The sequence below is a fragment of the Cesiribacter sp. SM1 genome (genome assembly GCF_020178975.1).
Taxonomy (GTDB): domain Bacteria; phylum Bacteroidota; class Bacteroidia; order Cytophagales; family Cyclobacteriaceae; genus Cesiribacter.
This window is the reverse complement of sequence record NZ_JAHXBU010000001.1, coordinates 42,262-63,842: the sequence shown is the minus strand read 5'-3', so window position 1 is coordinate 63,842 and position 21,581 is coordinate 42,262. Positions and strand designations below refer to the sequence as shown.

The 21,581-nt window shown below is 45.3% G+C and carries 13 protein-coding genes and 1 pseudogene; 6 read left to right on the top strand and 8 right to left on the bottom strand.

Annotated features, from left to right (window positions below; genetic code table 11):
• Positions 1–342: 342 nt before the first annotated feature.
• Positions 343–492: a LytTR family transcriptional regulator DNA-binding domain-containing protein gene (locus KWJ01_RS00275; protein ID WP_224994263.1), complete on the bottom strand. Its 150-nt coding sequence runs from the start codon at positions 490–492 to the stop codon at positions 343–345.
• A gap of 321 nt (positions 493–813) precedes the next feature.
• On the opposite strand from KWJ01_RS00275, the gene KWJ01_RS00270 reads away from it, so the two are divergent.
• Entirely contained in the window at positions 814–1,167 is a 354-nt protein-coding gene (locus KWJ01_RS00270) for a hypothetical protein (RefSeq protein WP_224994262.1), read from the top strand.
• A 44-nt stretch (positions 1,168–1,211) separates the two neighbouring features.
• Here KWJ01_RS00270 and KWJ01_RS00265 read toward each other — a convergent pair whose 3' ends face one another.
• From KWJ01_RS00265 to KWJ01_RS00255, 3 genes are all read right to left on the bottom strand, one after another.
• Complete coding sequence (locus KWJ01_RS00265) at positions 1,212–2,576, bottom strand: hypothetical protein (protein ID WP_224994261.1); 1,365 nt, start codon at positions 2,574–2,576, stop codon at positions 1,212–1,214.
• A gap of 259 nt (positions 2,577–2,835) precedes the next feature.
• On the bottom strand, positions 2,836–3,843 hold the full coding sequence (locus KWJ01_RS00260) for an SGNH/GDSL hydrolase family protein (RefSeq protein ID WP_224994260.1): 1,008 nt from the start codon (positions 3,841–3,843) through the stop codon (positions 2,836–2,838).
• Positions 3,844–3,852: 9 nt separating this feature from the next.
• The gene (locus KWJ01_RS00255) at positions 3,853–5,340 is read right to left on the bottom strand and encodes an MBOAT family protein (RefSeq protein WP_224994259.1); all 1,488 of its coding nucleotides are present in this window, start codon (positions 5,338–5,340) and stop codon (positions 3,853–3,855) included.
• Between the two features lie 697 nt (positions 5,341–6,037).
• On the opposite strand from KWJ01_RS00255, the gene KWJ01_RS00250 reads away from it, so the two are divergent.
• The gene (locus KWJ01_RS00250; protein ID WP_224994258.1) at positions 6,038–10,027 is read left to right on the top strand and encodes an Ig-like domain-containing protein; all 3,990 of its coding nucleotides are present in this window, start codon (positions 6,038–6,040) and stop codon (positions 10,025–10,027) included.
• A 187-nt stretch (positions 10,028–10,214) separates the two neighbouring features.
• Here the strand turns inward: KWJ01_RS00250 and KWJ01_RS00245 are convergent, their stop codons facing one another.
• The 4 genes from KWJ01_RS00245 to KWJ01_RS28165 all read right to left on the bottom strand — a co-directional run bounded on the left by KWJ01_RS00245 (position 10,215) and on the right by KWJ01_RS28165 (position 12,062).
• Complete coding sequence (locus KWJ01_RS00245; protein WP_224994265.1) at positions 10,215–10,580, bottom strand: transposase; 366 nt, start codon at positions 10,578–10,580, stop codon at positions 10,215–10,217.
• Positions 10,581–10,591: 11 nt separating this feature from the next.
• On the bottom strand, positions 10,592–11,056 hold the full coding sequence (locus KWJ01_RS00240) for a hypothetical protein (RefSeq protein WP_224994257.1): 465 nt from the start codon (positions 11,054–11,056) through the stop codon (positions 10,592–10,594).
• Positions 11,057–11,143: 87 nt separating this feature from the next.
• Positions 11,144–11,668 (bottom strand): transposase, encoded by a 525-nt coding sequence (locus KWJ01_RS00235; RefSeq protein WP_224994256.1) that lies wholly within the window; start codon positions 11,666–11,668, stop codon positions 11,144–11,146.
• A gap of 139 nt (positions 11,669–11,807) precedes the next feature.
• A complete protein-coding gene (locus tag KWJ01_RS28165) occupies positions 11,808–12,062 on the bottom strand; it encodes a transposase (RefSeq protein WP_224994255.1) in 255 nt (84 codons plus the stop codon).
• Positions 12,063–13,004: 942 nt separating this feature from the next.
• Here KWJ01_RS28165 and KWJ01_RS00225 point away from each other — a divergent pair.
• The 4 genes and pseudogenes from KWJ01_RS00225 to KWJ01_RS00210 all read left to right on the top strand — a co-directional run bounded on the left by KWJ01_RS00225 (position 13,005) and on the right by KWJ01_RS00210 (position 21,531).
• On the top strand, positions 13,005–13,304 hold the full coding sequence (locus KWJ01_RS00225; protein WP_224994254.1) for a transposase: 300 nt from the start codon (positions 13,005–13,007) through the stop codon (positions 13,302–13,304).
• Positions 13,305–13,320: 16 nt separating this feature from the next.
• Positions 13,321–13,536 (top strand): annotated as a pseudogene (locus KWJ01_RS00220) (transposase); the annotation flags it as partial.
• A 315-nt stretch (positions 13,537–13,851) separates the two neighbouring features.
• Positions 13,852–17,919 (top strand): two-component regulator propeller domain-containing protein, encoded by a 4,068-nt coding sequence (locus KWJ01_RS00215; RefSeq protein ID WP_224994252.1) that lies wholly within the window; start codon positions 13,852–13,854, stop codon positions 17,917–17,919.
• A 615-nt stretch (positions 17,920–18,534) separates the two neighbouring features.
• On the top strand, positions 18,535–21,531 hold the full coding sequence (locus KWJ01_RS00210) for a SusC/RagA family TonB-linked outer membrane protein (RefSeq protein WP_224994250.1): 2,997 nt from the start codon (positions 18,535–18,537) through the stop codon (positions 21,529–21,531).
• Positions 21,532–21,581 lie beyond the last annotated feature (50 nt).

Genomic DNA, 21,581 nt, shown 5'->3' with positions numbered 1-21,581 from the left:
AATAAACGAAGAGCTAAAATCCATTGGAGCTTTACTGTCAACACTGCCAGAGAAAAGCTATCGCGGCAATATCTAGCTGTCAATAAAGCTAATGCAATTTCTATGGATTAAATTGGAAGAGCACTAGTGCATTTATATTTAGCATTACCCACTGCATTATTGCCATTCTTTACCAGTTTCTCGGAGCCACATTTTCTGCATGATTTTATCCCCTCTACCATAGTCTCCCATTTTAGATTATCTTACTGATGATTATACAAGTTAATCTTTCAATAGGTTACACTACCAAATTACCCTTAGTTTCACGGCAAATTAGATGGAAATATTAACTGTTGAAATCCCTTAACATTTTAAAAAAATATCTGCATAAGTATTCCTGATAGGAATTATTTGATCAGCAATTCTAATCCTGTTTTTTTCGATGTGGTCAATTTTATCGATGGCGACTATAAAGGATTTATGCACCCGTGCAAATTTCTTGTCAGGTAGCATTTCCTCTAACTAAGCAAAACTTAGCAAGGTCATTATCTTTTCCTTATGGGTATGAATTCGCAGGTAATCTTTCATCCCTTCAATGAATAAAATATCGCGGATAGCAATCTTTTCTCTACAAAGGCAGCTTTTATTCTCTTCCCTGAGGTACTTATTGAGGCAAAAAGAACCTGGTGGCACTACAATTGGAACAGGATGTGCTCCTCCTTTCTGATACAGAGACAAAGCAGGAGTTGTGCCATCATAAAAAAGCAGCCACTGCAAGCATCAAAGTAGCCAATAGTGATCATAAAAGGGATAAAAACAGCTGCTATACAGGAAATGGTCGAAGGCGTCTGCAGCAGTCTATTGCCGGATCCGCAGAAAGCACAGCAGTGGTTCTATATGATCAAAAAAGATAAACCTCGCTATATCCGCGATCAGCTCCAGATCATTCGTGCTACCATCGCCAAAACAGAACTTGACAGGCTGGCAAAAGTAGTAGATTACTGCCTTGCTGACAGCATCACCAGAGCCACTGACTTTCAAGGCTATTCTTTTCCTGGTAGGGAAACAGAAATCCGAAAACAAGGTAGCTTACCTCAATCCCTTAAATGGAAAACCCACTCCGGCAGCTGCTCTTTTGGAGCCAGAGAAAAGTTATTGGCTGTAGTAGTTTTTCCATCTTCTTTTTAGTTACCCAGTTTACTGATGGACCAGCGATTAGTTTTTCTATGGTTTCAGTGCACGCAGGGTTGCGGGTCTTCTTTACTGATAGGCCTGAATCGAATAAATTTGCGAAACCAGTAGGACTGTGGCTGGATAAGTTCGCTTCCGGCATTGGCCAGTTCAAAGTACTTTTCTTCACCATTGTGGATGTAGGTGACGGTTTTAGGTCGTCTACGAGCTATAATTCGCTGAAAGTGCGGGTAGACCAATAGCTTATTCTTACTTGCATAGCTATTCAAAACTTTATCTGAGGAGGAGGTGATCTCAATGAGTTCCTTTTGATAGTCGAAAATCTGCGAGCCCACAGGAACCAGGTAATGATTGGTGATACCGTCCTCGATCCTAAGGTTGGAAAACATGGCAAATGATGATTCTGTCTTTAAACCCAGATACGGGCAGGCGCCGTTCAGGAATACCAGTACCGGGATAAGCAGGAAAGATGCGTGCGGAATCTTGAAGAAACTGTCGTCAATACTCGCTGTAGTATCTGGGGTGCGCATGGAGGTGATGAAGATGGCAATAAAGCTGAAGCTAAAAGCCGTCCATATTATATGCCTGAAGTAGTCGCGAAATTGGGTAGTTAGTACATGTACCACAAACACCCCACCTACAAAGATCATCAGAAAAACAAAGAATTTCTTATAGCTAAATTGGGGGAGCTGCGATTTTAAATGAATTCTATTATTCAGGATGCTCTTGTAAACCCTAAAAATCCTGTTGCTAAAATGATCGCTTGTAAACAGGAAATAGGTAGCAAATATAACAGAGGAGAAGTCATAAAAGCCATTGATGGGATTATAGGCGATCAAACAATGAAAGATAAGGCCAATGAGCAAGCCCCAGTTACGAGTAAGCCTAAAGCATAGCAGGATAGGAATTAGCGCTTCCACAAGGACCGTAAAATAGGCATTGAAGGCTAAGACTTGGTCATTGGTAGGCAAAAAGGAGTAGGCATTCTGTGCTACATAAAACTCAGAGGCACAACTTGCTACCGGGTTAAAAAAACCACTGTTCAGCTTATGGAAAACAACGAAAAAATACAGGATGATGAGCTCTATTCTGACGATAGGGGCAAAAGTTTCTAACAGCGAGGCTTTATCAATCTGGAAACTCCTTCCCTTAAGCACCTGGTAAAAGATTGCCCGTAATATGGTAAGGTTCACAAAAGCAGCAAAGATCCAATGGTTGCTTCCCACCGGCAATGCATTAAAAACCTCATATAACTGCAGGGAAATAAAGATTATAAGCCTGATGACCGAAGAGGGCTTAAGCAACAAATAAACAGCCGAAGCACTGAGCAGAAAAAAGTGAAGCTGTATGGTGAACATCCTGTTGGTAGCCATATGAAACAAGCAGACAATGGCCCAGATGCTCATAAATATCTTATATCGGATTTCTGTAGCTACGTAAGCTCGCACTGGATTAGCCGTCAAAAAGTGAGGAGTATTTAATAGAGTGGCTTGACTCATAAAAAAACTAATTCCTATTAAAAAATTAAAATACAGAAGAACGATATGCTAATGAACTCTGCTCTCTGCACTGGAACGGTTAGTGTATATAAATTATATGAAATACATTTTTCATATGTTAAGGGTCTGGAAATAGCTTACCAAAATTGGTGATAATAATTCTCTGCTAATTGTTCCTGCTTGCGTAAGAATGCTTTTTATAAGAAGGTGGCTTTATGATCTTATTTGCCAGCAGGTCGTTAATGAATAACCTGTTAAACTTCTTCACGCCAGCCTGCGTGAGATGATCCTCATCGTAAAACTCTTTGAGGCTATGCAGCTCCAGGTCTGCTCTGCGGTTGTAATCAAAGAGAGGAATGTTATGCCTGCTTGCAATGGTCTTTATGGCTGATGCATATTCTGCATAATTAACAAGCTTGTTTTTATAGTAATCTGTAACAGGTGTTACAACAAACACCAGCTGAATACCTCTGTTCTTACACATCCTGATTATTTTGATCAGATGCGCCAGCTGTACATCTGAAAACCTAAATTCCATAGGTTCCAGGCTCTCCAGTTCCTCTTCAGACATGGTGTTCCCCGAATGAAGCGTTTGCGTATAACCGCCCTTTACATATACATCTACCCTGCTTTTTTGCTGCTCCAGCCTGTGCAGGGGCACATGCAGTCGCTTGATAGCATTTATCAGCATGCTATTCAGGGCAAGTCCGTTTTTTAAAACCAGGCCCATTTCAACAACGCTGCTTTCCAGCTCTGCATTTGATATAATGTCTATTGTGGATTCTAAACCATCCTGAACCAGCATATTCCAGTAAAGATCTAAAACAACCATTTCTGGATTGGTGGTAGGAAGGTATTCCCGGAGCAGGTAGTAAGAGTTATAGGGTGTTTGCGAGGTAGAGCCCAGGTTAAAGGAAGTGTAGCCATGCTTTTCAAATTCCCGCGGATCAAATCCCCGGTACACATGGGAGGAGCCAATAAACAGGATGTCTACATCTTCAATTGTTTTTACTTCTCTCAAGCGCAGCAAAAGCTGGCCATACCCGCCGCTGGTAGTGTGAAAGTTTGGCAGCCAGTGATCGAGACCCACTACAAGAGCAAACCAGATAATGCAGCAGTAAAAAGCAAAACCTGAAAAGATTGTTAAGAATGTTCTGATCAGAAACTTTCGCATTCTTAATCTTTAGAATTGAAAATAAATAAACTGGGTCTCTGAAAAATTACCAAACAAAAATATACAGGCACCAGTAAAGCCATAAAAGGCAACTTTTAGTGGTACAGGTAAGCGATCAAACCTACGTCTTAGTGTCGGCATAGTTGTGTTGGCAAACTCTATGAGCACCAGTAAGGTAACAAATAATACAGACAGGTAAAACATTTCTTTTACCTGGTTCAGGTAGAGCAGCTTCCAGTGGGCACCCACGCCGGATGTTAATGCTGCTACAGATTTAGAGAAACCTGTAAACATATGCGTGAGAATATACCAGGCATCCGTAAGGGTATTGGCTCTGAAAAACACCCAGGCAATACAAACCAGAGAAAAGGTAGTAAACACCTGTAAAAGTTTGTGCAGTTTTGGCAGCCTGTTTAGCCTTAGCAGGTCTAATATTTTACCCCTTTCTCCTTTTGTTGCATTTCCAATCACAAGGTAAAGACCGTGCAGGGCACCCCAGATGATAAACGTCCAGTTAGCGCCGTGCCAGATACCACTCACTAAAAAAACAATAAAGAGATTGTAGTACCAGCGCCATTTTACTACCCTGTTACCTCCTAAAGGGAGATAGAGATAATCTCTGAACCAGGTAGAGAGGGAGATGTGCCAGCGATTCCAGAAGTCTTTGATGGATATGGCAAAGTATGGGCTACGGAAGTTTACCATTAGCTCAAAACCCATGATACGTGCTGCGCCAATGGCAATATCGGAGTAGCCCGAGAAGTCGCAGTAAATTTGAAAGGCAAAAAACAAGGTAGCCAGCATCAGGGGGATTCCCTCGTACCCACCAGGATTGTTGTACACCTCATTTACAAATACAGCCAGCCGATCTGCAATCACCACTTTCTTGAAAAATCCCCAGGCCATAAGCCTTGCACCACTGGCAGCTCGGTCATAGTCAAATTTGTGTTCAGTCTTTAGCTGGTTTAACAAGTTGCCGGCTCTTTCAATAGGGCCTGCTACCAGCTGTGGAAAGAAAGTAACAAATAGCGCAAAAATACCCAGATGCTTTTCGGCCTGTATGCGGCCATAGTAAACATCTATGGAATAACTCATGGTTTGAAAGGTGTAGAAAGAAATACCCATGGGCAACAGGATTTCAAACACCGGCGTTGCATAGTTCAAATCCAGCAGGGCAGCCAGATCACCGGCAGCTTCGCTGAAGAAGTTGAAGTATTTAAAGGTAAAGAGTATGCCCAGGTTGGAAAGCAGACTTAGCCACAACCATGGCTTTCGTTTTTGCCTAAGCTCACCAGGGATTCTGCCCATCATTCTGCCACATGCATAATCTATAAGCGTTGAGGCAATTAAAAGCAGTGCATAATCTACCCGCCAAAACATGTAGAAGGTGTAGCTAGCAACCAGTAGCAGCAACCATCTAAAACGGTAAGGCGTGGCGAAGTAGAGAAGAATTACCGTTGGAAAAAATATGATAAACTCTAGTGAGTTAAACAGCATCTTAACTAGTGAGTTAAACAGCTACTAAAAAAATTTCTGTGAAAGAGATATAACACAGAAAACGCAATTAAAAAATGAAAAGAAGTATTTCCTAGAAAGTATTAAATAATATGCCTTTACGTAAAGAAGCAGATGATTGTTCAGAGAAAGGTAAAAAATAATTGGTTAAAAAATTAAATCTAAATTCGTGATTCTAAGCTGGTAATGCCCTGCATCTAAAACTGACCATGATTATGTTGAGCAATATTATACTAATATAGGTAAATAAATTACCATAAGTAACCTCCAATCCACCCACAGCGGCTACTCTTTCATTCACAACATCATCTATCCTAACTACAGATGAGGGAGTAAATCTGCCTCTCCTAACAACAATCAAAGATCACCCTAATCCAGTTGCATGGGTAGTATGTAATCAATATATTTTTTTATTCTTTTTTCAGGGATTAACAGGCTTATTGCTAGGCAAATAGCTTGTTGCCGGCATAGATGGCACGTGCATACACAAAACATTTAAATTGGTACAGCATGTTTAAGTGTTGTTTATTGTTTAAACACTATGCTCCCGTCTTTCTGCTCACCATTGCGCTGCACCTGGCTATATATTGTTGGAAAGGGTATCAATAGGCTGCTGTTCACTTTTATTTTAACAGGGCTTCCGCTCTTTTCAGGTGCACAAAGCCTTAAAATTTTGCCTTTGGGTAATTCCATCACAGAAGGCAAAGTAGAAAACCCCGGCTACAGATATCCCCTATATGAACAATTAACGGATGCTCACATCAATTTTGAATTCATAGGTTCACTAACCGCAAATTTTGTCTGGAACAGGGAGGTACAAAGTTGTATAGAGGAGCCTGGTACAATTCCTGTTCTTGCACATGAAGGCCATGGAGGCTGGCGGGCAGATCAGATATTGAATGGTAAATCAGGTGATGACCCAGGCAAACTATCTGTGTGGTTACAGAATTACACCCCTGATGTTGTGTTGATGCACCTGGGTAGCAATGATATGTTCCAAAATCAATCTGTTACAGGTACCATCATTGAGCTTCGGGAGGTTGTGAAGGTACTACGGCAGGATAACCCAAAGGTGGTCATACTATTGGCAACACTGATTCCGGCACATGGACCAACGGTGGGAGCAAATAAAGAAACCAACGTACGCCTTTTTAATGATGAAATTCCCGGACTTGTACAGGAGCTGACAACAGCGCAGTCACCGGTAATCATGGTAGATCAGTATACAGGCTTTAATGCTGCCCCAGGCGAAGATACCTTTGATGGTATTCATGTCAACAGAAGGGGAGCAATCAAGATGGCTGACAAATGGTTTCAAGTGCTGGAGAAAGTTTTGAGCAGCTACACAAAGTCGCCCACCGTGAGTATTAGTGCACCTGCCGGGGGTACTGAGCATACTGTAAGGCAAAGCATAAAAGTAGCTGCAGCGGCCTCTGATCCGGAGGGAGCTGTAAAGCTTGTGGAGTTTTTTGCAAACTGCAAAAAGATAGGCGAAGATGCCAGCAGCCCGTTTGAAATCAACTGGACTCCTGCCCAGGCAGGGGAATTTAAGCTGGAAGCCAGGGTTACAGATGCCGCTGGCGCAAAAGCAATCTCGCAGGCGGTAATAGTATGGGTTTCAGAAGAAACACAAACCGATAATACCACTGAGCCGCCCCAGCTATATAAGCCGGCGCAAAATACAACCAGCAGCAACGATATTGCGGTAGCATTCAGCCTGCCCGAAGCGGCCATGGCTGGCACTGTAACCCTTACCTTTACCAGAACGGGAGGTAACAGCGATAGGCACTCCCCGCACATGCTTACTTTTAACTCTGCTGCGGAAACATCCGGTCGGCACACTTTTACTCTCAAAGGGAACAGACTTGGATCTCACAGTAGTGTTGTTTCGGTTAGTACAAGCCCGAATGATGCACTGGTAAGTGGCGCCACCTATGCCGTAACTGTCTCTTATCGGGATAAACCAGGAAATAGCGCCGCATCAAATGCAGTATCAGGATTTGTTTACGATGTCACACCTCCTGCCATTCCCGAGAAGCCTTCGTTAGGAGGCAATAGTGATACGGGCAACAGCAACACAGATGATATTACCTCGGATACAAGGCCGCAGCTAAACGGAGCCGCGGAGGCCAGCAGCAGGGTTTTGATATACCTCAACGAAAGCTTACTGGCTACCACCACAGCAGATGCCAATGGACGCTGGTATTATGTAATACCAGCGGATAAAGAACTGACTGATGGCCGCTACCAGGTAAAAGCCGCTGCCAGCGATGCGGCAGGCAATACCAGTACTACTGGCGAAGCCCTTAGCTTTATTGTAGATCGTCAGGCCCCACGAGTACGGGTTAAAGATGTTACGCTTGCACTGGATGCCACAGGCAATGCATCTGTTGGAGTAGCCGATGTAAACAATGGCTCTTCAGATAACTTTACTGCTGCAAGTGCACTGCGTTTTTCACTAAGCCACACAACTTACAGTTGCCAGGATTTGGATCAGCGCCGGGAGCTAACACTAAGTGTTACAGATCAGGCAGGCAACACAGCTACAGGTACAGCAAACGTTGTGGTGAAAGATTTGCTTCCCCCAGACCTTAAGGTACAGAATGTGAACCTGCAGCTGGACGCTAATGGAAAAGCTACTTTAACAGAGGCAGCTGCAGTAATATCAAAATCTGATAACTGCAGCGACCCTGCCATAGGCATAAGCCGTACCGCCTTTGACTGTGCTGATGCCGGTAAAACGTTTGCCATAACAGTTACAGCTACAGATGCCGCAGGCAATAAAACAGAGAAACCATTAGCGGTTTATGTAGAAGATAAAGTAGCGCCCATTGCCCTCACTAAAAATATTACCGTTTTCCTGGATGCCAGCGGAAAGGCTTCTATCAAGGCTGCAGATGTTGACAATGGTTCATCAGATGACTGTAGTACTGTTACATTATCCCTTAACAGAGGTAACTTTAGCTGCTCCGTTCTGGGCACTAATGAGGTAGTGCTTACTGTAAAAGATGCTTCTGGCAATACGGCTACTCAAAAGGCAATTGTTACTTTAGAAGAAAAGGAGGCACCCATTCTGCGTGTACAGGATGTAAGATTGCCACTTGATGAGAACGGCACTGCTACCCTAACTGAAGCCGCGGCAGTAACTGCTAAAAGCGATAACTGCAGCACCCCCGGGATTACCTTCAGCCGAACCAGGTTTAGCTGTGCAGAGGTGGGCAAACCCACAGCCGTAACTGTAACGGCAAAAGATGCCAGTGGAAACACAACCCAAAAAAATATCACAGTGACAGTGTTTGATGCTACTACCCCAGTGGCACGTACTAAAAACATAAGCGTGCAGCTCAATAAGAATGGAGAGGCCGTTGTTGCTGCTGCAGACATCAATGATGGCTTCTCCGATAACTGTGAATTAACCAGCTTAAGGTTAGATAGAATAACTTTCAGCTGCAGTGATATTGGGGTTAATACAGTTAAACTAACAGCAAGCGATGGAGGCGGAAATACTGCATCTGCTGTAGCCACTGTAACAGTCGTTGATCCTCATGCACCAGTAATAGCACCTAACCAGGTATTTGAAATAGACGAAAACAGCCCTGCAGGCACAGCGGCAGCTACAATAAGCGCTTCTGATAACTGCAGCATTCAAGGCTGGAAGATAACTGAAGGAAATAAAGCAAATGCCTTTATGATTAGTACAGGCGGAGTAGTTAGCATACAAAATACTGCTGCCTTAGATTATGAAACCAGCAGAGAATTTGTGCTGAAGCTTAGCGCATCTGACAAGGCCGGCAATGCTGCTAACGCTTCTGTAAAAATCAGATTAAAGAACCTGAATGATAATGCGCCTGTTTTGGCGGCCCTCGCCGAGGTATCCGGAAACGAGGAGGAGGCAATCCGATTTACAGCCCGTGGTTCAGATGCAGATGGGAGCACCAGTTTAAAATTCCTACTCTCGCAAGATGCACCAGCAGGAGCCTCTATTAACAGTACCACAGGCCAGTTTAGCTGGAAGCCGGCAGAAGATCAGGATGGTATACATACATTTGATGTATTGCTTCATGATGGACTTTTAACGGTTCAGCAAACTGTAACAGTGGTTGTGCATGAGGTAAACCAAGCGCCTGTAATTACCTCTGCTCCTCCTGTGTCGGCCATAGTCGGCGAAGCATACATCTACCAGCTGATTGCTACTGATGCAGATCTCCCCGCAAACACGCTTATTTATTCAGCAGTGGAGTTACCCTCCTGGTTAAACTTTGATACAGCAACACAGTTGCTTAGTGGCACACCCGCCATAGATAGTGAGGGTGATCACCCTGTTACCCTAATTGTTTCTGATGGTTTAGCCGCAAGGGAGCAGCAGTTAGTCATCAAAGTAGTGAGCCCTACAGGTATCAAAGATCCGGAAGACCAGGAAAAGATTGCCATATTTCCTAATCCGTCTGTCGGCAGCATCATGCTTGTTATTGAAGATCATCCAGCTGGCAAAGAGGTAGAAGTCGTCCTGCTTACCCTGGAGGGTAAAATACTATTGAAGGCAAAAGGAAGTCTGGAGCAGGTCAGTCAGGAGATTAGTGTTGGCCTAACTGATGCTGAAGCTGGTCTTTATGTGCTGCAGCTAAAGCGTGATAAGGATGTTAGCAGTCATAGAATTGTGAAAAAGTAACTAAAATTCAAAGGTGGCCCAGATGCTTATGCTGTCTAACACCTCAATTACTTATTGCTCTGGAATATTCGCCCAGCCAAATGACCTCCCCCAATAAATTGGACCATTGTAAAGTAGAGAAATCGGGCAATTTACTAACTTAAACAAAAGCAGATTGTCATGAAAAAATCGAAGTTCACCGCGATTTCTATGGTTCAAACAAGAGCAGTTGTATAGTTTTTTCATATCGCCAGGCGACCCTGTTTCTATTGTCTCTCACACAGGCAAAGATTCTGTGAATGATCTTGTTTCTGATCGCATTAAGTACTGCCATTTTGCTTTTACCTTCTTCGACTTTTCGATAGTAATAGTTTGCCAGTTCACCTTCTTTACAAATGGCAGCCATAGCCTTCATGTGAAAGAGTTTCTTCATTTTTTTGTTAGCAAACTGGCTCACCCTGGTCTTGCCCCTGATGCTGGTTCCTGAAGAGTGTTCAAAGGGAGACACCCCTGCATAACAGGCAAATTTCCTGGGACAGCTAAAAAGCTTGAACTCATTAGTGGTGGTGACTATCTCCCAGAAGATTACAGCGCGGCTGCCGCCTCACCCACACCATCTACAGAGGTAACCAGAGTAAACAAATTATGGAGTAGATCATCTTTCTTTACAAGGTTCCTGATCTTTTTCTCTGTATCTGCAATCTGCTTTTCCAGAGCCTCAACAGGTTTTTTATTGAGCTTTTCCAGCTCTTTCAAAAGCTTCTTGTTTTGGAAACCAGCTAATTCTCCCAAAGGCACCTTCAGTGCATTCTTAGCATTGAGTAGCCTTTTTCTCAATGCAACAAGCTGTTTGATCTCCAGCAGCACCTCTCGCTCTGGCTGCCAGAGCAGGGCTTTATCTGCATGGCGAAAAGCATATTCAGAGATTCTAATGGCATCAACTTTATCATTCTTTCCTCTCTGAAGGCCTATAAATCGTTTGATTCTAAGAGAGGATCGCCCGAATTCTAAGATAACAGCAAGACAAAGCGCTATAATTTTTCTTAGCATGTATGCTTTACTTCATGTGCCATATTTTTCTTTCTCAATACCCCCAGTTCAGGTGAGGGGCATTAAGAAAGAAAAATATTAGTTTTATCAGGCAGCCTTGCCATACTGTGGTATAACCACATATTCTGTTCCCCGATTTACTGTTGCAAACACGCGATTGACCAACTTAGCCCTAACGGCATTGAGAGCAGATAATTTGGCTTTCCCCTGTTTGATTTTGTGCTGATAGTAAGCTTTCAGTTCCGGGTCGTGTTGTACTGCGGCACTAGCGCAATTACTTAATAAGGCTTTCATCTTTCGGTTAGCTAATGGGCTAATCTTGGTCTTACCTCTGATACTACTTCCCGAGCTATACTCGAATGGGGCTACACCAGCATAGCAGGCGAATTGGCGTCCGTTGTTAAAGGCGGTAAAGTCCTGCGTGTAAATAAGAAAAGCTACTGCGGTGATCATACCGATACCTACCACAGAGGTGATCAAGCGAAAGTGCTTTTGTATATATTCGTCCTCCTGTAAGGTAGCTCCCATTTGTTTATCGGTGTGAGCAATTTGCTCTTCTACGAGCTTTAGCTGCTTTTCTGATTGGTAGATAATGAAGCTATTATCTACCAAAGAAGCGGTGTCTTTTAAATCAGCGATAGTTTGCTTCAGACCGGGTGCCGGGCACTTACCTTAGTTTTAGTGAGCCGATCACGGAAGGCCATTAATTTCTTGAGCTTCAGTAGGCAAGATGAGGGCAATTGGATAGGTTTTAGGGTACGTTGGTGCGGGGCACCCCGTGCAAACAGGCAAACCCAGCTATGCGTTGAGCATCAACACGATCATTTTTACCCCGGGTGATGCCCAAAGACTTCTTCAGATGGAGAGGGCTAACCAACGTATAATATAGCCCCTGATCTTGTAAAAAGCAGCATAATGCCAGCGTATAAGAACCTGTATGCTCCATGCAAAAGAAACTATCGCTACCATCCCCTTTTTGCCTTTTCAGCGGGGCTGCCCCAGCCAAGTCAATAGCTGCTTGAATCCAGCGGCAGTGTTAGCAAATTGTTGATGAGAAAACTGATTTGGACTATCCTGGTGACAAAGAGCAACATCCAGGGTAGCTTTAGAGACGTCAATGCCGATGAACCAAGTTGATTTCATAATTTTGTGCTTGGAGTGAAACATCAAAAACCGAAAGTATTGAATCACTAATCCCTTTAGTAAGTCGTTCTTAATATTCTAACTGGTGCTTTTCAATACAAAAAGTGAAGGGGACTAATTCGGGCGATAAGTCTGTTAATCCTAAGCGACCCGGTAGTTCACCACCCACACTTTCGGTTATTCTAATATTAGTACTTTACAAAGACTTGCTATGTTCTACAAATCTAAAGGGCGACCCGGTCCAGCCATATAGCACAACCTTCTCCAGTAAGCAGGCTAAGCAAACACTGACTATAAAGACCGGTGTGTTCACAGCATATCAGGCTTTGCTTTAGATCCACTCCTTGTGCCTTACATTCAGCTTTGAATTCAGCCAGGCCAGCTGGAGAGTTATCTACCCTTAGGTGGAGTAAGTGCTTTAAGTGATCTCTTACAGCAAAGTCTAAGGTCTTTTTACTGATGTCTACCGGGCGGCGGCCGCACCGATGAAAAAAGAAAATTTCATAACTTCACTTTTAAGGGTAAAACCAAAAGGATAGGGACACTTTCAAAACCGCCCGGCGGCCCGGCTTGCTAATAGGCCTTAAGCCTGAATTTCTATGGCACCGGCACCCGGCTGAAGCTTGCCGCCGGGGCCCGGTCCTTATCAACCGGCTTAGGTACTAAATCGCGGGTTGGATCTTATCCAGCGGCGGCCATAGTTCACCTAAGCCGGTATGTTTTAAAGATACTACTCCCTATCTTGGTTTTGTACTACTTCCCAAAGCTAAAGGCGGCGTCCGCTGCTATGCCGGCGTAGCTCCCTTTGATCGGACGGCCGACGCCGCATTCTTCAGGTACAAGCATCAGAGGCAAAACTAGGATCAGTCAGTATGCTAATAAGAAAATGAAGAAGCTCTTCCATATGGGAGCTATGGCAGCTATTTGTAAAGAGGGTGAGTTGGCCGACTACTACCTTCGTAAGGTAGAGGAAGGTAAAAGCAAGATAGCAGTAATCAATGCTATTAGGAACAAGATCATTCACCGAATCTTTGCCTGCGTCAGAGACAACAGAAACAGGGTCGCCTGGCGATATGAAAAAAACTATACAACTGCTCTTGCTTAAACCATAGAAATCGCGGTCATTCAACGGGAGCTTCCGAGATGAATGCCTGAACGTGAACTGGTTTTTATCTCTGGAAGATGACCAGCAAAAAATTGAAGCCTGGCGACAGGAATATAATGGCTTCAGGCCCCACAGTGCCCTAGGAAATTTAACACCCGAAGAGGCGATTGAAAGACCGCAGCGGCGGACCGTGACAATTAATCCCCATTTCTTGATTTTACAGCGGTCCTAAATCTGGGAGGACGTCAGTCACACAATTATCATGTCGAACAGTCTTTAATCAGTAACATTATATCATAATTTTTTAGTCAAATTAAATTGTCGTACTTTATTAATGCCTTCAATAGGCTATTATAGGATGCTGAGTTTTGGTATCAGTCTTTGTATTTATGTTTTGCCTTGATAGTTTAATTTATAACTATTTTTCATAGTAACAGGCTTGCAATAGCTAATCAAAAGATAACACTCAATCATCGCTACCCTGATGTTTAAGCCCCTGCTTAAAAAGTTTAACGCTTGTCTTTTGACATTTTTTGTATGCGCAACGATGGCTGGAGTGTTTTGCAGTACCGGCGCGTTTGCCCAGACACAGCAGGACTTTTTTAAGATCAATAAATCTAAAGATCTATCGGGCGGCTCTGTTACCAGTATTACGCAGGATAGTGATGGCTTTATCTGGATTGCTACCAAAAGTGGCTTAAGTCGCTATGATGGCAGTACCTTTAAGGTATATGCAGAAAGTAGCGGGGGGCTAAGCGCCGATGATGTGTCCACCATCTTCATTGACTCAAAGCAAAGGATGTGGGTCGGCACCATTGATGGACTAAATTTATTTAACGCCAGCACTGATAAGTTTATCTCTTTTAAAAATCTGCCAGAACATGCTCAGTCAATTTCTTCGAATGAGATCAATACCATTTACGAAACCATCGATCGTACCATCTGGATTGGTACGGAAAACGGTCTCAATAAATTTGTAGAGCAGGACAGCTCCTTTATAAGCTATCAAAGCAACAAAGCAGATAGCAGTGCTTTGAGCCATAACAGTGTAAAAAGCATTTTTGAAGATGCGGCAGGAGGGTTATGGATTGGCACATTTGGGGGAGGACTAAATAGATTCGATAGGAAAAATCAGCGTTTTGATTACTACCAAAGCAGCAACAATGCAGCAGGCAGCCTTGCGCCACGTCATATTTATGTGCTCTATGGCCTTGACCGTGAAAGGATTTTGGTCGGTACCGCAGGCAATGGCCTACTCATATATAACAGGAGCAGCAGAGAATTCAAGCCTTTCTTCGTAAACCAGCCTGATCAAAAGCTAAATTCAGTATCTATCATCAGGTCTCTTTTTAAGAGCCAGGACAGCAGTCTCTGGGTGGGTACCGACGGCGATGGGCTGATCAAAATTGAGAATCCGTTGGCGGATAAGCCGAAAATTACACGTTTTGTAAAAAACAGCCAGGTACAGGGATCACTCTCCAGCAATGCCATTTATGCTGTTTTTTTGGATAGGGAAGCTAATGTTTGGGTGGGCACAGCCTGGCATGGCATCAATGTGCTGGTGCGGCAGGATGAGGGTATTCAGCACTACTATAGCGACTTTGAAGGTACTAACCTTTCGCCTGTCTTATCCATTTACAAGGAACAAGAACGCTTGTGGTTCGGCACCGATGGCTTTGGCCTGAATATCAGCCAGGGGCAAGGCGGGCAGATCAGCCGTCTGGCAAAAGGTGAAATTGGAGGTGATTACATCCAGATGGTCAAGAAGCGCAGGGCAGGGGCATACTTTATAGGAACTTTTGCCAACGGCCTTATTATCTATGATCCGAAAAAGGGCATTTTAGAACATTACAGACATAGACCCCAGGATGCTGGCTCCTTAAGTTTTAATGATGTGCGGGATATCATAGAAGAAGAAGGGGGGAATTTCTGGGTGGCCAGCTGGGGAGGCGGACTGTCTTATTATGATCACACTCAAAAAGGATTCAGGTCATTCCGTAAGGACAGCAAGAACCATCTTTCTATCAGCAGCGATAATGCTGTTAGCCTAGAGGAGGCAACGGATGGCAAGATTTGGATAGGCACCTTTGGCGGTGGCTTAAACCTCTTTGATCCTACCACCGGTAGGTTTACTGCTTTTCTTTCTTCCAAGGATGATCCGAACACCATCAGCAGCAACAATATCATCAGCCTTTTGAAGGATGGCAGGGGAAATCTGTGGATCGGTACCTGGGATCAGGGTTTGTGTCGCTTCGATGCCGCCAGCCAAACTTTTGTACGCTATGCCGAAGCCCAGGGCCTGCACGATAAAACCATCATGGCGCTGGCTGAAGACCAGCAGGATGCACTCTGGGTGAGTACCAAAAGCGGCATCTATAAGTTTGATGTTAACACCGGGCTATTTCAGCGCTTTCCGCAGCTGGATGGCGAGTACAGGATCAATTCTGCCTTTGCCGACGGGGAGTGGCTGTATTTTGGAAAAAATGAAGGCGTGGTTGCCTTTAAACCTGCGGCCCTTAAAGTGGTGGAGGCAGCTGTGCCTATTCATTTTACAGGCATTAAGCTTTTTAACAAAGAGCTGAAACTCGGCGAAGAAGGGGTGCTGGACAAGCCTGTGCTGGAGGAAGATTTTATTGAGCTGGCGCATGATCATTCAGTCGTGACTTTTGATTTTGCAGCACTGGCGTTTCCCAGCGCCAATTATGAATATGCTATTAAGCTGGAAGGTCTGGATGAGGATTGGAGAGAAATTGGCAATCAGCGTTCTGCTACTTTCACCAACCTGGCACCGGGCCAGTATAGCTTTAAGGTGAAAGCCAGAATACCAGGCGGCAGCTGGGGCGATTCCTACAAAAGCCTGGCGGTACTAGTGCATAAGCCTTTCTGGAAAATGTGGTGGGCCTATGTGGTGTATGTGCTGGTTTTTTCCTTTTTACTGTACCTGTTTTACCGCTATACCATTCAGTGGGAAAAGCTGCAGAATAAACTGAAACTTGAAAAAATCACGCGCGAAAAAGAGCAGGAGCTAAGCAAGCTTAAGCTAAAGTTCTTTACTGATATCTCCCATGAGATCCGCACCCCGGTTACCCTGATGATCGGGGCCGTAAACCGGATTACCGAAAAGACACATACAGGCAGTAGCAGGGAAGCAGCCGAGCAGATCAGAAAAAACGGCAGCCATTTGCTCCACCTGATGAACGAGCTGCTTGACTTCAGGCGGCTGGAATCTAAGGGAGTGAAGTTAAAGGCTGCTCCCGGTAATTTCGTGCGCTTTGTACATGAGGTCTATCTCTCCTTCAGTAGCCATGCGGCCAGTGCTAATATACAGTACGAATTTAGAGCCGATGCGGAGGAGATTTCCCTCTGGTTCGACCGGGATCAGATGGAAAAGGTGGTGTATAACCTGCTTTCAAATGCCTTTAAGTTTACCGATGCCGGGGGGCGCATCAAAGTAATGATCACACGCGATGATCAGCATGTGCACCTGATGGTAGAAGACACCGGTAAAGGCATTCCCGCCCATAAGCTTCAAAAAATATTCAAACGTTTTAAACAGAATGAAGGTGGGGCAAATCCCCAAATGGAACAGGGCTTTGGAATTGGCCTGTCTATTGCCAAGGGAATTGTAAAGCTGCATGGAGGTGAAATATTTGTAGAAAGCGAAGAGGGGCAGGGCAGTAAATTTGTGGTAAAGCTACTGCCTGGTGCCGATCATCTCTCGCCCGATCAGCAGCTTCTTACATTCAGGGACAGTGAGAGCTTGGAACACTACACCCTCGATGAAGGCATCCTGGAGGGGATTTCTGTGCAGGCAGAACAAGTTATAACAGCAGGCGTTGCCGGTGCCAGCCTTCTGGTGGTGGAAGATAATGAAGGCATCCGCAAATACCTGCAGCAGTTACTAAGCCCCCTTTTTCAGGTAGGAGCTGCTGCGAATGGACGCGAGGCTTATGAAATTGCTATTGCACAAATGCCGGACCTGATCATCAGCGATGTGATGATGCCTGAGATGGATGGCATCAGCCTGGTGAAGGCGCTGAAAAGTGATGTGCGTACCAGCCACATCCCGGTGGTATTGCTTACGGCCAGAACCTCCCTCATTTTTAAAAAAGAGGGACTGGAAACCGGTGCTGATGATTATGTAACGAAACCCTTCAGCGAATCACTGCTGAAAACCCGCATCATCAACCTGCTGAAGAACAGGCAGCTGCTACGGGAAAAGTTTCAGTTGGAACTGGTTACCGAACCCGGTGACATTGCCATCACCACATCCGACCAGAAGTTCCTGGCCGACCTGACGCGCATCCTGGATGAACAGCTGGATAACCCGGAGCTCAAAGCAGAACTGATTGCCCGCGAGATCGGGATCAGCCATTCCGTTATCTATAAAAAGATCAAATCTCTTACAGGACTTTCGTTGGTGGAGTTTATCCGTGACTACCGGCTCAAGTGTGCCGCCCGGCTGCTGAGCCAGTATGCTTTGCCAGTTGTGGATGTTTGTGTCAAGGTTGGCTTCTCCGACCGCAAGTATTTTAGCCAGATGTTTAAGAAGCGATTTGGTAAATCTCCTTCTGAATGGTCAAAAATAGAGGATACAGATAGCTCTCTGGCCTAAAAAACGAATTTACCCCCCTCTTCAAACCAATATTTCCCCCTTCTTTTGCACGCCTTGCTGCTAACTTGCCCCTGTTGATCAGCTCCTGAAAAGTATGGTCATCTGCCTTCTGCTGCTAGCTATAGGGCAAGTTTTAGCTCCGGCTTCGACCCTTGTAAAGGAGGAGGTCTAGGCTGTGGTTTCGTATATCGTATTGGAAAAATGAAAATACTCGCTTTAAAAAGATTTATCGTTTATCTCTTACTTATTTTGATGGTACTCTTGTTTGTCGCATTGCTATAAACCAATATCCTATACTCATGATTCACCACTACTCAACTTTCAACACTGCACCTGATGCCCCTTTATACCACCGGGTAGAAACCGAGCAAATTTTAGTAACAAAGCGGAAAGGCTAAACAGACAAGCGGCGCTGCTGCCAGGGGCTAACACAAAATTTTTGACCTGGAAGGCGCTTTCCCCGCTACAGCAAAGGCTGTAGTCACTTTACCAACTAACGAGGTTTATTAAACCAAAAAAACTTAGATGCAGAATATTTTATCTACTAAGGCGCGGTATTTGGCCGCTTTTATTTTACTTTTTTCCGCAATCGTATGCGGTTATGCTCAAAGCCCCGTGAAGGGGAAGGTCACGGATGAAAACGGACAGGGAATGATGGGGGTGGCCGTGAAAGTAAAGGACACCCCCACCGGCACTGTTACTGATCTGGATGGCAACTACAACCTGGTACTACCGCAGGGGATGCAAAACCCAACGCTGATTTTTTCATTCCTGGGCTACATCACCGAAGAGATAGTTGTAGGAAACCAAAGCCAAATCAATGTAGCCCTCTACCCGGATATCGAATCGCTGGATGAAGTAATTGTTGTAGGCTATGGCACAACTACGCGTAAAAACATCACCACAGCGGTTGCAAAGGTTGATCCTCAGAAAGTGCCTGCAGCAGCCAACCAATCGGTAACGGAACTGCTGTTTGGCCGGGCTGCCGGTTTGCAGGTAAACCAGCAAAGCTCACAGCCAGGAGGTAACATCGATATTTCCGTTCGCGGCAAAGGTGCACCGCTCATCGTAATCGACGGGGTGGTTTATCCCTCCAACAGCCTGGAACCCGATAATGGCGGTGTGGAACTGCAGGGTGTAAACCGCGGCCCACTCGCTGGTCTGAATCCCAGAGATATTGAGTCTATTGAAATTCTGAAAGATGCCAGTGCGGCTATCTATGGCGTAGCAGCAGCAAACGGTGTAATGCTGATCACCACTAAAAAAGGCAAGGCAGGTGGCATGAACATCGGCTACGACGCAAGCCGCTCGCTGGTGAGCAATATGCCTTACCTGGAGCCCCTGAATGCCCGCGATTATATGACGTACTATAACCAGCTTGGCTTAGATAAATACCTGGCCGATAATGGCATGAAGCCCTTTGGCACCAAAGATCCCGCCGGGTATCAGCCCCGGTTTACGGAAGAAGAGATTTCGGCGGCTGGAGAGGGCACCGACTGGCTGGACCAGGTATTGCGCACCGGCAGTATCGACAACCATAACCTAAGTGTAAGCGGTGGTACCGATAAAACTATATACTACTTTTCTGGCAACTATTACAACCAGAAAGGTACTGTAGCAGGCTCAGACATGACCCGCTACTCCGGTCGCCTGAACGTATCTTTCATGCTAAACGATATCTTTACCCTGAATACCAGTCTGAATGCCAACCGTAACAACTATACGAATCCACAGGCAGGCTGGCAGACAGGTGGCGCTGGTACCCAGGGCTTTAATGCACTGCAGGCGGCGCTAGGCTATCCTTCCTGGGTACCAACTCATGATCAAAATGGAGAGTTCTCGCAGTTTGGCTTAATTGGTAACCCGCTTTCACTGCTTACCATCAAAGATCAAACCGAAGCTACCGGCCTTATTGCTAACGCCTCACTCGATATCGACATTATCCCCAACACCTTAAGCGGCAGAATCTCTTTCGGCAATAACAATGAATATTCCGTGCGTGATTTCTACATACCTAAAACAGTATTCTGGGGCCAAATTAACCGTGCCCGGGCTTCTCTTGCCGAAGCCCGCCGTGAAAACCAGACCATGGAGGCTACCCTGACCTTTGATAAAAAGATAAAGGATTTTATGCGCATCAATGCTGTAACAGGGGTGGGTCAGTACATCGATAAATACCAGGGATTTGGTGTAGAGGCTTTTGATATCGAAGATGCTATTAACACCGATGCCCTGGAAACAGCCACCGGCCCTAAGAACATCTTCTCCGATAGAGATATCCGTAAATACCGCTCGTTCTTTATCAGAAGTTCTTTTGATGTGCTGGACCGTTACCTGGTGACGCTTACGCTGCGTCGTGACGGTGCCGACAGGTTCTTCCCGAATAACAAATACCAGAACTTTCCTGCTGTATCAGTGGGCTGGAAGTTATCGAACGAAGGCTTTATGCAGGGCATAGATCAGCTGGATATGTTGAAGCTACGTGCCAGCTACGGCCTTACCGGCGAGCGCCCCGGTGACCTGGCTTATGGCGCTTTCCGTGGCGATAACACTGCCATTACCTTCAACAATGGCTCTGTTGTATACATCCCTTACAGTTTAGTAGCATTCGATAATCCTAACCTGCAGTGGCCTATCACTAAAACGCTTGATATTGGCCTTGACTTTGGCCTGTTCAAAAACCGCATCACAGGCTCCTTCGACTGGTACAGGGAAAATCGCGAGCGCCTGCTGGTAAACACCACTACGCCGCAGCTTTCCTTTATCTCTTCGGCACCCATCAATGCGGGTAGCCAGCAACGAACCGGTTACGAATTCTCACTGAACACTGTTAATATTGAAAAGCAAAACTGGGGCTGGAACTCTACCTTTAATTTCACGCATTACGACAACAGGTGGACAGAGCGTTACCCCAATGATCCGCCTCCGCAGTATGGCCGCATCAACGATCCGCTGGGCATTATCTATGTGTATAGAACCAATGGTATTCTGCAGCAGGACCAGGAGGTGCCCGTGTGGCAGCCAGAGGGTGCCCGTGTACCAGGCTCTCCGCTCTTTGTAGACCGTAATGGCGATGAGGAACTAGACTACCGGGATGTAACTTCTTTCTCGGGTGTACCTAAGGCGATTATTGGCTTGGGAAACGAGTTCCGCTACAAAAACTTTGATCTGAATGTATTCTTCTATGGCCAGTACGGTGCCTGGGGATACGACTACACCACCCAGTGGGGAGATCCGATAGCCTTGCTTTCCAACCTGCAGAACGTTACAGTGCAGGTAAAAGAAGCCTGGAGCACCAGTAATCCTACGGGAACGCGTCCTGGGGCAGCCTTTAACGAGTCTGCCGTGGCCCTGGATGCCGGCATCGACACCCGCCTGGCGAGAAGAGACTTCCTGCGCTGCCGAAACATTACCCTGGGCTACAATGTAAAAACCCCATTCACAGATAAGCTGCTAGACAACCTCAGGCTGTATGTAGATGTGCAGAATGCCTTTATCCTGACTGGCTTCAAGGGTGTTGATCCTGAGATTCAGGCTGCTGCCATCAAGGGAGGGCCTGCGCCTTACCCCATGGCCAGAACCTTTTCCCTGGGTCTGAATGCAAATTTTTAACCGCTAAACGTGCAGCTGCCGTACCTACATGGGCGAGGGCTTGCAGGAGG